Genomic DNA, 14,220 nt, shown 5'->3' with positions numbered 1-14,220 from the left:
TGGAAAATATTATTCTTGCAAAATTAGGAATGTTAATATTTACTTAAATAAAAACGAAGAAAAAGTTTGAAATGAATTAAATTTTAGTACTTATTCTCAAAAAATAGAATATCTTATTAACTTTTATATAACAAATGATAAAGGAAATAAAGAACATGAATAATTATATTTTATGTTATCGCTCTGAACAAGGTAATCGCCCTTGTAAAAACCCTCGTGGTGAATATATAATTGGGATTGATAAACAAGATGTAGATATTAATTCAACTGAATACTGAGAATATTATAAAAATAATTATGGAAAAAATAATTTAGTTATTTGTAAAGTTAAAAATTTAGACTTAATATTAGAAAATAAAAAATAACCAATTAAGGTTATTTTTTTAAATACTATTTGTTAGTTTTTTAATAGCATCTTTTTGTGCTTGTTTTTTGTCATTTACTTTAACTTGTTTTTTAACATTTTTAATTTGACCTGTTTTTAATGCTAATTCTGTTGCATAATCAGGTCCTCGTAAATGTTTTTCGTGAGCAATAACAGCAGTTCTTAATTCTCTAATTTCTGCTTTATATTTTTTAATTTTTTTAGCAGATAACCCTAGAATACCAAGACTACCCATTCCTCCTGCGCCAGCTAACACAAGTAAAGCAATTACTATTTCATTACTAATTTCCATTTTTATATTTCCTTTCTTATTCTTACTAAAACAGTGGCCATCCATTCTTTCAGAACAAAATAATTTATAAATTAAACTATATAACCACCCAAAAATATCAACCGCCCCTATATATAGTTTATTTTAAATTTAATTCTTTGTTATTTTCTTCTTGTTTTTTAGTATATTCATCTTGCATATTTTTAAATATTTCTTCTGTTATACCATCCAAATTATTTCATTGTTTTGCTATTCTTGGTTGAATAACACGCGGATTAATACGGCAGTTCAAACAATGTCTTAAATGGTCTTTTTTTCATTTTGATTTATCAATTCAAATAATAATTAAAGAAATTATTAAAGTAATTAAAGGTAAAATTGTAAATACTAATCCCATTTTAGATATTTTTAATCGTGGAATATCAATTTTCATATCTACTTTTGGTTTACTACTAGCAACAAATATACCTTGAATTCCATATGTAAATAAAGGTGTTAGTAAAATAGCAATTCCATTACCTCAATATTGTCCATAATTATATCAATTAATATTATCTTTTATTGCATTAATCATGCCATATTCTAATCAACAATTTAATGCTAAAAATATCAATGTATAAAAACTAACTACTCAACTACGAATTTTATATTTTCTTTCTCATTCTCTAATATCTTTATGATTTCAATTATAAGTTGGAATAGGGTCTTTTTTAAATCAATTTCAAGGTAAGGCACCCTTTAATCAAGTTGTTTTATCTTGTTTCATTAATTAAAAATCCTTTCTAAATTAATTTTCTTTTAATTGTTAAATCTTTAATAACAATATTATTTGTATCATTTGAAATTGAGCCATCTTGCTTAATTGTTATTCTTTTATAAGAATTATCTGCTAAAAATGAAAATATTGATTTTTGTGATATTGTTTCAAAATAATATGTTATAAATTTATTAGCAGATGCATAATCTGTTATTGAAATTGATATTTTATAAAAATATTTTGTTAAATCATAATCTGGAATTTTAAATGTTAATTTTTCGTTTGCTTCTGGATAATTAATTAATTCTCAATCATTACCAGTATTAATAGATATATCACCATTCCCCAATAATGAATTACCATTAATAGTTTTAATATTTGTACCACTTATTAATTTATCTTGTTTTAAATCTGAAACTTCAATCTCATCATTATCATTTTTAATGATAGTTTTATTATCAATTTTTATATCAGTACCACTACTTTGTTTTGCTTTTCAGACATTATTTTCATAATAAATCGTATTATTATCAAAGGGAACTATTAATTTAATATACTCATTATAATCAATTTTAGAAAAATCATTAATAGTAGGATAAGTAATATTTATTGAATTATCAGTTTGTAATCGTTCTTTTAATCAAAATAATAATGTTGGATAAAAAGTTTTTTTACTAATATGCTTATATTCTTCTTCTCATGGATGAGCATAATTATCTAAACTATAATTATAAGGTCTAGATACTGTTTTACTAGATATAATATCAATAATTTCACCTGCTAATTTTAAAGCATTTTTAACATCACGAGTAATATTTTCATTTGCTTCTGGGTCATTAGTTTGTGAATAAGCAACTCCACCTTGTGAAAATGAAGCACTACCAGTTAAATCATTAACTCCTTTTGGTAAATATCAATTTATAACTGCTAATAAACAAGCAGATTGAATATAACTTAATCATTTATCATATTCAATTAAACCAGTATTATCTTTTTTTACTCAAGGAAACAAATCTTTTTTATTAATTTTATCTGAAATTGTTCCACCTGATAATCTATCCATTCATAAACTAGTTTTTAAAATAGCATTATAAATTAAATTATCATTATAAGCAGATTGTTTACGATCATTAATAGGTTGTCAAAGTTTACTTGCTTTAACATCTTCAACTGTTATAAATAACAAATTACTTAAATTATTTTCCATATAAAACACCCCTTAATTGATTACGATATTTATTTTTTAAATTATTTGGTTTATAACTATTAACCTTTCTTTTGGTTTTATTAATTGCTTTAATAGATTTATTAACCTGATAAAATTTATTTTTAACTGGTGTTTTATATAAATTCTTAATATTTTTAACATCACTTCGGCGTTCTCGATATCATTTTTTATTATTAATTTCACCAGCAAAATTAAAATTAAAATGTCCAATCTTTAAATTATTAATAAACTTTTTAATTTGTTGTAATTTTTGAACTGTTGGTAATGTTAATTTAGTAGTTCCTTTGGGATATTTTTCTTTTAATGCTTGTGGTAATCGTTTTTTAATATAATTTCTTAAATGACTAGGTAATCATTTTCTTAATCAATAACGCCAAAATAAAGTCCCTGCATTAGAAACAGCATTACTTAATAATTTTCATATTTCAACTGGAACACTAGGATAAACATATGGACCATAAAATTTTGGATGTTTTGCTGTTTTTGTATATATTAAAATAGTTAAATTACCTGTTAAAGTTAACTTATTTGTAATATTAAACATACCACTATCAAGTCAACTACTATTTAAAGGCTGTCAATTAGTATTTAGATAATTTTCATTTTTAAATTGTTCTCTATTTTGAATATTATTATCTTTTTCTAATTGACTTAATATTTGTTGTATTTCTTTTTTATGACCTTTTTTAATTAAATCTAAATAAGTAAAAGGATTTAATCATTGATAAATATCTTCAACTTTACTTGTAATTTTATTATATTTATCAGTAATATAATTAATTGGTTTTAATATTTTATTTTGAACTTGATTAACTCTATTAATTAAATTTACAAATTTACTTATTAAAGGTTTATTTTCTAAATTAGATACTAATAAAGTTAAAACGCGTAATATTAGTAAATTCATTGTTTATTAAGAATTTTTAATTACAACATCAATGGGGTTTGTTTGACCAGTAGCATTGTTTTTACCTTCAATTTGAACTTCAACAGTTTTGTCATTTTTAATATTAATTGGTCAATCTTCACCCTTAGCTTCAATAAAGTAATCATAATCATTTTCTGTTAAAAAATTATTTACCGCTTTTACTGATTTTAAAACAACATCTTTAAATTGTGGTTTTAATTGTTCTGCTGTTGTTTGAGTTGGATCGTCAACATGAATAGTTGGTTTATCTAATTTATTAATCCCACTAATATCAATTTTATTTGATGATGGAATTACATAATCAACAGGAACTCTAAATGTTTTATTAAGATTACTTTTAGCAGTATTAATTTCATCTTGGGTTGGCGCTTTTTCTAAAATAATTTTACATGTTTTTGGATATAAAATTGTTGGTGTTGCATATTGTACTTTACCAATTCATTTAGGGTTAGCAGTATCATTATCTAAAACTTGTTGAATAGTATCCATATTAATTGGATAAGCTCATACTTGTTTATTAATAATTAAACCATTTACATTAGTAAAATTATAACCTTTATCACGGTTAACTTGTCCTTTTGTATATGTTTTTTCTAAATGAAAACTTTTAGATACAGGAATACCCATTGCGGTATTTTCATATAATTCACCATTAACCATTGCTTTTAATTGGGCTTGTGAACCAATCACTTTTAAATACGCAGGTGTTAATCCTAAATAGGCTCTACGACCTAAAACCATAAACATTTTATCAGTTGGCAATCCAAAATATAAATTACTAATTTGATTTGTTAATTCAATCAAAGTTTCATTTAATGTAAAGAATGCCTTATTTGCATCATCAGCATTTTCTGCTGTATAACTACGAAATGGAATTACTTCATATTGACCATCTGCTAAACAATAATCATAAATAGCCTGAATTAATTCACATTCTAAATTAACAAATTTATTTTGTACAACACTAGAAATAGCATCAGCAATAACACCATTTTTAATATTTTGTTCTATTAATGCTAAGTCAAAAGCCTCATTCATTAATTTTAAATTAAATCTCTTATCAATCGGAACTGGAATTCTTGTTAATCCCATTGTTTGAGTTGCCCCACCATTTGGTAATGAATAATCATCTTGTCATACCACACGATGAGTTAAATTATATAGTGCTTGTCCTGCATTAGGTAATCAAGCAACTTGTTCTGCGGTTGCAGTAGCATACTGCATAATACTTGCATATTCATTATATAAAGGTCCACGCAATAAAGCATTAACCATATCAACATAGGCTTTTTGACCTGTTGTGTTACCTTGTAATGTAAAAGGTACTTGTGGCAAATTAATTGTTGCCATAATTTCACTCCCTTATTATCTAAGGTTTTTAAGTGTATAATCAGTTAATTTTTTAATTTCTTCTGGAGTATATGCTCCTTTTTCTTTAATAGTTTCAATTTCATCATTTTTATTTTCAACCGATTTTTCAATCATATCTTTAATAAAATTAGTTGGTGAAACTGATGGTTGTTCTTCAACAAACAAATCAGGTTTTAATTCTTTTAAAGTTTGCATTTTTTCAGATAAAGAACTACCACTAACTTTTTCTAAATTAATTTTAATATCTTCAATTTTAGTCGATGGAACATCTTTAAAAGCTTTTAATTCATCTAATTCATTAGATAATTTAATAAAGTCTTCTTTGGATATAACATCTTCGCGTTTTTGCACACTTTCTCTAATTTGCTTTGCTTCATTATTAAACTGATTTAAGATATTTTCTGCAATCTCTTCACTTAAACCTTGTTCTATTAATTGTTCTTTTGTAAGTGCCATTTTATAAACTCCTCTTTTTTTATTCTTGTTCGATTAACAAGTCAGCATAAACTCTTTTTTATGGAAAAAGATTAAAACGTAATTTAATTATATACCAATAGTTTATAAATACAATATATTTTGTATATATAAATCTAAACTTAATATCTTTGTTTGCTAATTTAGACCTTAAAACGCGTAATAAGAGGTATTTAACAAGATAAAATTTTAAATAATTAGTTAATTTTGATTGCATATATATATATATATATATATACTGAAAGTAGATCTTGATAAAAAGTTTCAAGATTAAGAAAAGGAGAAATACAAGTAATGAAAAAATTACTAAGTTTATTAAGTGTATTAACAATTAGTGGAACTGCTGTACCAACAACAATTGCCGCTAGTCCTTATCAAAATCATGAACAAAAAAGTAATGACGTATTTGAAAAATGATATAAATTTTTAGAGCATGATGAATTAAAATTAAAATTATCATCAGATACTGCTTTTAAAATTATTTATCAATTTGAACCAGATAGCAAAGCAGATTTTTTAAGTCAAACTATGGTATTAATATCTAATTTACCAAAATCAGATCATAGCGGAGCTGGCGGTTCTATAAATAAAGAAGATATAAAAATAATGGCAAATTTCATTTGAGAACATTTTTCTCAATTTCATGAAATTTGAAAAAATTTAAAACAAGAACAATCAATTATTATTAAAACAAATACTATTGTATATTGAGATAGTGAAAGTCCAAATAATAGTATTTATCTTAATTAAAGAAAGAAGGTTATAAATATGAAAAAATTAATAAGTATTTTAGGAGCAGTTACAATCACAAGTAGTGCTATACCAACTGTAATTGCTGCTGCACCATATCAATCAGAAGAAAAAGTATTAAAACGTAATAAAAGATGAGGCGAAGTTCAATGAATTCAAATTGCACAACAATGACGTAATGCTGAACTAGCATATCAAAGAGCGGGTGAAGATTTTCAAAGAAATCAAAATCATACAGCCTTTAGTCAAGCTCAACAACGTTTCTTACAAGCTCAACAATCATTTAATAATTCAAAAAATGAATGACAACAGGGTTTAACACAATGAGTAAATCAACTGGCACAAGAACGTAATCAACAATGATGAAATAATATTAAATCAGAACAAGCAACTCAATCTGAAATACAGTGAGTTACTAATAAAACAATGGCCTTAGCATTAAAATTAGGTACAAGTAATGTAAATAAAAATAAAATAGGTGAAATTATTCGAAAAAAAAATAATTGTAATTCTGAAGTATCAAAAGCAGCTATAAATGGTGCTGTTGGTGGAGCAGTTGGAGGTGCGATTACATCATCTCCTTCAGCCGTAACTGTTGGAGCTTCTTCAGCAGTTGCAGGGGCTCTTGCAGGAAGTGTTATTCCAGGTATTGGTACTATAGCTGGTGCTATTTTTGGAGGTATAGTTGGATTTTTTGGAACTATTTTTGGTGGAGCTGCTTCTGGAGCAGCAGTAGGTGCAATTAGTGGAGCTGCCGGCGCTGCAGCTGCTGAATGTTCATAAAAATAAAAAATTAGATTTATAAAAATAAATAGAAATAAATTATTTATTTCTATTTTTAATTAAATTAACAAATTTTTCAAAAAATAGGAGAAATAAATATGAAAAAAATATTAAGTATAATAGGTACAATATCATTAATTGGAACAAGTACAACAAGTTTAGTTGCTTGTAATAAACCACAAGAATATACAAAAGAGCAATTAGAACAATTAAAAAAAGAAAACCAAATAAATACAACAAATGAAACTATTAAAAACAATTTAGAATGAATAGCACCACAAGAAAAACCATTTAATGAGGTTGATAATAAATGATATTATGTCGTATGGCGTGGTGACAAAAATGATAAATGAAAAATTGTTAAATTTAAGCATTCTGATTACTTACATAATACTAAATATATTGAAAATAATATAAGTTTAAAAATAGGAAAAAGGGGGGTAAGTGAAAGTATATCAATTTTTCCATATGATTTAGTTGTTTTTAAACCAGCTTTTTATTACTATTGATTAGAAGATAATGGCACTTATTTTAAATCAGTTTATCGTTGAAGTGGTGAAGAACATAAATTACCTAATTTAAATATTGATGAAGATGGTAATGTAAAAGTTAAAGAATAATATAAAAAGAGATTTTTAAAAATCTCTTTTTTATTTTTATCTTGGTTTAAATGTAATTTTAACAGCACTATTACTATTATTTCTAATACCCAATACATTTGGATTATTAATATCTAATGTAATATCTTTATCATTACCAAAATATTTTGGTTTTCTATAAGCATCCATATAATAAAACTGTAAAAGTGGCAATATTACTTTTGTAAATCTAATTTTTAATTTCATATTATTTGTATAATACGCCTGTAAATATGTTTCCCTGATTTTATTATTAACTCCATATTTAGGTAAAAATGTTGTTTGTAATAAAAATTTTACACTATTAATAGTTGATGTTTCATATATGGTGGAATACCCTTTAAAAGGTAACCCATTAGTATAAGCAGTAGTATATATTGTTTTGGTATCATTTATTTTTATATTATCAGTATATAAACTTATTGTATTATCAAAATTAATTTTATCAGTTTGTGATAAACCAATGTTTTTTAAAGTTATATTTTTTAATGAAAATAAATTATTGCTACAATCATCAGTTCCGCCAAATATATTAATATTTCTATTAGGAATAAAATTTTCTATATTTGGTAATCCACATTCAACTTGTAAATTACTTAGATTACTTATTTCAATAGTTTTATAAGCATCTTGGAATTTACTTATACTTTGAATTGTTGGGTCAATTTGTTTTAAATCAATTTCAGTTTCATAATAACCTGTATATTCTTCTGTATCATCAAATATATTAACCATAAACATAGTTGCTATTTGAGTATCAGTTATTTTACATTGTGGTTGCGCAGTAATTTTTGTTAATAATGGTAGTACTACATCGGAAGGCATAATATCTTTTGTATAAGTTTTATAGTTGTATGGAACTGGGGGTAATACATACTCAGGATAATTAAATGTCGGTATTTCATAGTCATGTGGTAATAAGAAACTAGTTTTATAATTAGTTGTCATATCACGTAAATAATTATTTAACACACTTTTTGTTTTACCACGAAAACTTCATACTGATAAGCGTAAATAATCTTCTTCATTATTAGTATATGGGTTATCAGCATAAAAGATAATTTCAAAATTACCTTTATATAATGCTTGAATTGAAAACATATCAATTATATAACTACAATTTGTACCATCTGGTGTTTGTAAGAATTCTAAATCATTATCTAACTCACTATTACTTACTGGTGTTTGGGCATCTACTGCTTTGGTTTGTTCATTAATTAAATAAACTCGGTTAGTTTTTTCATTTAATTGTTTTAAATTATATGTTGAATAAACTAATTCACTTGTTTTTTTACCATCTTTAGTTAAAACTGTACCTTTTAATTTGTCTGTTAATAAAGTAGTAAAACCCAAACTAGTAGCATTTGCTCCAAAAATAGCACCAACTTTATCATTTCCTTGTTCTCTAAATATTTCAAATGGTAAATAACCTTTACCTTTTGATTTTTCAGACCAAAAGGCATCATTATAAAAACTATAAATATATTAGCACTCATAAAACCATTAAGTCATTGAAAATTAGGTCAAGTTTTTTCATCTTGGTTAATTACTCACCCTCATGGAATACCAAATGAAATAAAGTTTAAGAATTTACCAACTCCACCCGGTATCGTAAAAGGGTTAAAAACTAATTTTTGCGTATAGTTTAAAGGTAATACTGTAATTTGGCGATTAATAAAATTATTCATATTTAAAATATCTCAAACATTACAAGAACCCATTTTATTATATTAAATTTGAACTTGACCAACAGTATTACCAAATTCATCTTTTCTTCTAAAATATGATGAGGCTTGGGTACTAATTATATTATTAACATCTTCATTATTTACTTTTATTTTATCTGGTGGAGTAATCATTCAATTTTTAGACCAATAAAATTTAGAGTCATTATTTTCTTTATGAATAGTTGTTCCAACACTAGGATTTGTTGCAGTTGAACTTGCTTTATCAGTTATTACAATTCCTTCACTATTTTTTTGATTTCAAAAGTCATATCTACTTTCCATATCTTTTTTTCAATCTTCATAACCAGTTATCATAGTTGGTTGAATCCCTTGAATGTTATATCAACTTACTTCAGGTGATGCATAAGTATTTATTTTATCAGGTGGTGCAGGATACATGTTATACATTAATAAGTCTCTTGAATTCATTACTTTTTTATTAAATTGACCTTTAATAATTGGTCGCCCAATTACTGGCATATCAAAAAAGATAGGATTACCATAAAATTTAACTGCCATTGCTCTAACCCCTGGGTCTTTTAATAAAACTTCATCTAATTCAATAGTGTATGTATTTGTTTTTTCATTATAAGTTATTTTAGGAAAACAATAACCCTCGCCCGGGGCGCTGGTCTGAATAAATTGTCTTACTGATAAACCACTATTACTAATTTTGTCATTAATACTTGAAAAGGTAATTTCTTGTCATAAAAAACTACCATCATAAGGTGAATAATAATTAATAACATTTGATGGATATAATCATTGTCTATCTTGTGGTGCAGAATTAATATCACCACCACCAATATTTAAACCACGATCATTAAATACAGTATAAAAATTATAATAATCATTAATATTTAATTTATTTACATCTTCATCTAAAATTAATAAAGTATATTGTCTTTCAGTTGATTGTTGAGTAAATACTTGTTCAAATTTAGCCTCACCAAATTGAATTGAACTTCTATCATCAATCATATAAGCATCTCAATATTTACCAACCTTAACTTCTTTTGTATAAAAATTATCGGCTTTATTATCATTATTAATAAAATAACTTAATTTATATTGATTTAAGTATGCCAGCATTCTATTAATATCATAAATATTTTCACCATCAATTAATTTTCAATAAATATTATTATTTTCATCTTTTAATTTTATAGCAAAAGGTGTTTCATTATTTGCTCATATTGTTGAATTAACTGGTTGTTTATTAAAATCATCAACTGTTAAAATATTAATTTCTTCACCTTTATATTTTTGGACTATTTTTAAACTATCTTGTCATTGTGCAATAGTACTTTCCATATTATCAAATATGCGTGAATAACTACCATAATCACTTGGTTTAGCATTATTAGGTTTTCAACCTGTTTCAGTATCAGGAATATATGAACTATAAACATTAAAAGGAAATACCATTCAATGGCGATTGTCTTTTATGTTTTCTCTAATATCTATTAAAGTATCATGGGCTTGTCTTCGTAATTCTTCGATAACCCCTGGGTTAATTCTACTCATTTTTTAATTCTCCTTAATTTCTGTTCTACCTTGTAAGGCATTTTGATTATTACCAGTTTCATCATATTCCATTAATTTATTATTATGTTCTATTTCTTTGGCTTGCATTTTATCTTGTCATGCTTCTATTTTTTCTAAATATTTTGCTGCTTCTAATTCATCAATATTTTCATATTCAGTAATTGCTCTTATTGGTTCCATTGTGCCATTATCTAATCTAGCAGTAATTAATTCATTTTGTCGCATTTGATCTACTAAACTAGCACTAACAAAATCAAAACCATAAGGTCTTTCACCAGTACCATCTCATAAACCGTAATATTTTAAAACGGTATCAAACACTTTTGTATAATATTGCTTACGATATGCTTGTAAATATGCTTGTTTTTCTAAATCTTTGGTTTTAGTTAATAAAGATTGTGTTTTATTTTGGTCATTATCTGATTTATCACCAAAAGGACTAGAAAAATGACATGCTAAATATACTTGTTCAATAATTGCTTTTTGGTCTTCCGTATATGTTTCTAAGGTTGGTGTTCCTTGTACTACTTGTAAAGATTGAGATAATTGACCATCTACGGCTGATTGACCTGATTGAATAAAAATATCATCAAAAGCATCTTGTAATACTTTTTTATTACCTTTGTTATAAGCAGTCATTAAATCATCATCTAATATTCCATATCAATGAGTACGATTTGCTCATCTTTCTTTTGATTTAATATTAAAACTATCTTCTAAATCAAATTGTAATTTATAACAATTTGCCATTGTAGGTCATAGGTTTAATGTAGTTGATGTAGATAAAAATAAGGGGTTAGGTTCATTAATCATTTCTCAAAAAGGAACTATGCCTAATTTATTTTTAAATTCTTGTACTAAAACAGGTTTAACATCATCTTTAATTTGTGTTTTACTTTGTCCAACAACTACTTCATTATTTTTAGGTCAACCTTTTATAACTATTTTATCTTTGGTACAAATTAAATTTAAAATAAAACCACTATCTGATTGATGATAATTTAATCAAATATCAGCACCTTGTTCAATTTCGTTTATTTTACTTACACGAGATGTAAAGTTAAAAGGGTTAATTCATAAATCAATATTGCCGTCATTAGTCTCTAATAAACCAAAGATAGTTTTACCCATTAAACTTGCTGTTAATTCATTTTTATCTAATTTTTCTTTTATTTTATAAGTTTCATATCATCAATTTAATTTTTCTAAAATGTCTTTACGATGAGACTTAAATAAAATATCTTTACCATTAACTAATCGCATTTGATGGCGAGCAATAATATTGGCTAAATTAATAGTTCAATCATAATTATAAAATTTTAAAACACTATTAATATCATTTAAGTTTGGTAAACTAGGAAAAGTATTATTCATTGTTATTTTGCTCCTTTAATTTTAAAATAAGTGCATAATTAATAATATTTACTGTTAATAAACTAGGTTCATTTGCTAAAACTTGTACACATACTTTAACTTTTTGATATTTCTTAATATATTCGTTATATAAATTTAATTTACATATTGCGATATTATCTTTATTTAATTCTTGACAAAGTCTTTTTTTAACTTGTCCACAAACAGACATATATGGTCTTTTTGCATTAATTACTCTTTCATCGTGTATTACATAAATATCTTTTTTCATTAAGTTATTCACTCCCTTTGTTGTCATAATTTATAATCTGCTGAACTATTATGTTTAACCATTGGTACTAATTCAAAGTGTAAAGCATAAAAATCACTATCAAATGTGTCATCATATAAATCTAACATTCGTTCTTCTCTTGCATCGGGCTTATCTTCTCATTGAATTAATTCATATTGGGTTTTACTTACAGGACATTTTTCTCATAATCATTTTAATTGATTAGTATTTATTAACATTGTAAATGCCTCAATACGATGTTTTATTTTAAACTTCTGCTTTTGTGCTGGTTTAAAATTTATGTATTGACCAAAAGTATAATTATATTTCTCTCGGTTTAAACTTTCTAATGTTGCATAAGCACTGTCATCAACATTAATTGATATTCCTTGTTGTATTAAATTAAAGTATTGGTTTAATTGATTGTTGTAAAACTCTAAAATATCTTTAACTTGTTCTAATGGTCCTTTAAATTGTTGCGTAGCATTTGAGTGTGCATATTCTGCTACTTTATAGGCTTTTTTATCAAATGAATTATATATTCAAAAACTCGCTGCTGTTGTATGCCCTTTGGGGCTAGTAGAGTTTGCTAAGTCAACACCACCTAATAATTTAGTTGGTTGAATAATATCTGTTGCTTGCATAATATCAATATATCTTGCAAAAATTGAACCACTAGTATTACCAGGCAATCCTCAACTCCATACTCTTGCTCTTTCAATATCTAATTGTTCTAATCTTAATTGTTCATTAACTTTATTTTGTGGTAATTCATAATTAAGTCTTCAACTAGAATAATGAATAATAATTTTCATATTTCATTTTTCGATATAATTAATTTGTTCATATTTACTACGCATTATTTCTTCATTAAAAGGCATTAATTCATTACAATAACCAACAATATATCTTTTTAAACTTTCAGGGTTACATGTATTAATTGTTATTTTATTTTGATACCCACGAATAGCAAATTCTAAATCACTTAAATCTTTTTGTTGAAATTGGTCACATTCTTCTCTTCAATCAATTACTAATTTATATTTATTCAAATCAGCAAAAGCTTTTAATTTTTCTTTCCGGCTTGGTGAATGTAAACCTTTACAATATATTTTGCTACCATTTGATAAAGTAAAAGTAAAATTTGATAAGTTAATAGTATAAGGAATATGATTTTCATCTAACATATTTCAGATATTTTGAAATACACTATCTTTTAAATCCTTACTTCAATACATACTAGCAATGATACAAATTGGTTCTTTAATTAATAAACTAATTTTTAATAATTCACCAAACATTTTAATATTTGAAATAGTCTTACCACTATATCGTGTTCCAATTTGATTAATTTCATTAACTAATTCATATTTTTTAGCAAAGGGATATTTATTACCAATACTACTATTTTGTAATAATCAATAAGGAGTTTCTAACAAATAAGTAAAATGATTAAGCATTATTATCACTTTCTTTTTTAATATCTCTAATATCCGTTTGTAAATTAACAATTATTGGTTGTTGATTATTTAAGTTTAATTCTTGTTCTAACTGTTTTTCTTGCAGTGAATATTTATAATTAAATGCTCGTTGTCAATATAATTTAGCACCATCAGGTGATTTCATCATAAAGTTAATTATTTCACTTTCAATTCTATCAACTTGTTTTTCAAGTAAAGGAACTATCTTTTCGCTCTTGTAAGTTTCGTGCTTTC

The 14,220-nt window shown here is 25.1% G+C and carries 17 protein-coding genes; 4 read left to right on the top strand and 13 right to left on the bottom strand.

Annotated elements, in window-relative coordinates; translation table 4 throughout:
• Positions 1–155: 155 nt before the first annotated feature.
• Positions 156–365, top strand: a complete 210-nt coding sequence (locus AACK91_RS00085) for a hypothetical protein (RefSeq protein WP_338963231.1) — start codon at positions 156–158, stop codon at positions 363–365.
• An 18-nt stretch (positions 366–383) separates the two neighbouring features.
• On the opposite strand, the gene AACK91_RS00080 is transcribed toward AACK91_RS00085, so the two are convergent.
• From AACK91_RS00080 to AACK91_RS00055, 6 genes are all read right to left on the bottom strand, one after another.
• Positions 384–722 carry a hypothetical protein gene (locus tag AACK91_RS00080; protein ID WP_338963229.1) on the bottom strand — a complete coding sequence of 113 codons (339 nt, stop codon included), beginning with the start codon at positions 720–722 and terminating at the stop codon, positions 384–386.
• Positions 723–795: 73 nt separating this feature from the next.
• Positions 796–1,422 (bottom strand): hypothetical protein, encoded by a 627-nt coding sequence (locus AACK91_RS00075; RefSeq protein WP_338963227.1) that lies wholly within the window; start codon positions 1,420–1,422, stop codon positions 796–798.
• Positions 1,423–1,438: 16 nt separating this feature from the next.
• Positions 1,439–2,620, bottom strand: a complete 1,182-nt coding sequence (locus tag AACK91_RS00070; protein ID WP_338963225.1) for a hypothetical protein — start codon at positions 2,618–2,620, stop codon at positions 1,439–1,441.
• Positions 2,610–3,548: a hypothetical protein gene (locus AACK91_RS00065; RefSeq protein ID WP_338963223.1), complete on the bottom strand. Its 939-nt coding sequence runs from the start codon at positions 3,546–3,548 to the stop codon at positions 2,610–2,612. The genes AACK91_RS00070 and AACK91_RS00065 overlap by 11 nt, the downstream gene beginning before the upstream one ends.
• A 6-nt stretch (positions 3,549–3,554) precedes the next feature.
• Positions 3,555–4,919 carry a hypothetical protein gene (locus AACK91_RS00060; RefSeq protein ID WP_338963221.1) on the bottom strand — a complete coding sequence of 455 codons (1,365 nt, stop codon included), beginning with the start codon at positions 4,917–4,919 and terminating at the stop codon, positions 3,555–3,557.
• 15 nt (positions 4,920–4,934) lie between these two features.
• On the bottom strand, positions 4,935–5,396 hold the full coding sequence (locus AACK91_RS00055) for a hypothetical protein (protein ID WP_338963219.1): 462 nt from the start codon (positions 5,394–5,396) through the stop codon (positions 4,935–4,937).
• 312 nt (positions 5,397–5,708) lie between these two features.
• Here AACK91_RS00055 and AACK91_RS00050 point away from each other — a divergent pair, with 312 nt between their 5' ends.
• The 3 genes from AACK91_RS00050 (at position 5,709) to AACK91_RS00040 (ending at position 7,567) form a co-directional block, all read left to right on the top strand.
• Positions 5,709–6,164, top strand: coding sequence for a hypothetical protein (locus AACK91_RS00050; protein ID WP_338963217.1), 456 nt, complete (start codon positions 5,709–5,711; stop codon positions 6,162–6,164).
• Positions 6,165–6,182: 18 nt separating this feature from the next.
• Positions 6,183–6,947: a lipoprotein gene (locus AACK91_RS00045; RefSeq protein ID WP_338963215.1), complete on the top strand. Its 765-nt coding sequence runs from the start codon at positions 6,183–6,185 to the stop codon at positions 6,945–6,947.
• 98 nt (positions 6,948–7,045) lie between these two features.
• Positions 7,046–7,567: a lipoprotein gene (locus AACK91_RS00040; protein ID WP_338963213.1), complete on the top strand. Its 522-nt coding sequence runs from the start codon at positions 7,046–7,048 to the stop codon at positions 7,565–7,567.
• Positions 7,568–7,603: 36 nt separating this feature from the next.
• On the opposite strand, the gene AACK91_RS00035 is transcribed toward AACK91_RS00040, so the two are convergent.
• From AACK91_RS00035 to AACK91_RS00005, 7 genes are all read right to left on the bottom strand, one after another.
• Positions 7,604–8,938 carry a hypothetical protein gene (locus AACK91_RS00035; protein WP_338963211.1) on the bottom strand — a complete coding sequence of 445 codons (1,335 nt, stop codon included), beginning with the start codon at positions 8,936–8,938 and terminating at the stop codon, positions 7,604–7,606.
• A complete protein-coding gene (locus tag AACK91_RS00030) occupies positions 8,917–9,306 on the bottom strand; it encodes a hypothetical protein (RefSeq protein ID WP_338963209.1) in 390 nt (129 codons plus the stop codon). Before AACK91_RS00030 ends, AACK91_RS00035 begins: the two co-directional genes overlap by 22 nt.
• Positions 9,307–9,315: 9 nt before the next feature.
• Positions 9,316–10,839, bottom strand: coding sequence for a hypothetical protein (locus AACK91_RS00025; RefSeq protein ID WP_338963207.1), 1,524 nt, complete (start codon positions 10,837–10,839; stop codon positions 9,316–9,318).
• A 3-nt stretch (positions 10,840–10,842) separates the two neighbouring features.
• Positions 10,843–12,234: a hypothetical protein gene (locus tag AACK91_RS00020; RefSeq protein WP_338963205.1), complete on the bottom strand. Its 1,392-nt coding sequence runs from the start codon at positions 12,232–12,234 to the stop codon at positions 10,843–10,845.
• On the bottom strand, positions 12,227–12,505 hold the full coding sequence (locus AACK91_RS00015) for a hypothetical protein (protein WP_338963203.1): 279 nt from the start codon (positions 12,503–12,505) through the stop codon (positions 12,227–12,229). Before AACK91_RS00015 ends, AACK91_RS00020 begins: the two co-directional genes overlap by 8 nt.
• Entirely contained in the window at positions 12,505–13,965 is a 1,461-nt protein-coding gene (locus tag AACK91_RS00010; RefSeq protein ID WP_338963201.1) for a PBSX family phage terminase large subunit, read from the bottom strand. The genes AACK91_RS00015 and AACK91_RS00010 overlap by 1 nt, the downstream gene beginning before the upstream one ends.
• Positions 13,958–14,220 (bottom strand): hypothetical protein (locus tag AACK91_RS00005; protein ID WP_338963198.1); only part of this gene is annotated, 263 nt, incomplete at its 5' end. The genes AACK91_RS00010 and AACK91_RS00005, both read right to left, overlap by 8 nt.

The sequence above is a fragment of the Spiroplasma endosymbiont of Sarcophaga carnaria genome (assembly GCF_964019595.1).
GTDB lineage: Bacteria > Bacillota_I > Bacilli_A > Mycoplasmatales > Mycoplasmataceae > Spiroplasma > Spiroplasma poulsonii.
This window is presented reverse-complemented; position numbering and strand designations above follow the sequence as displayed.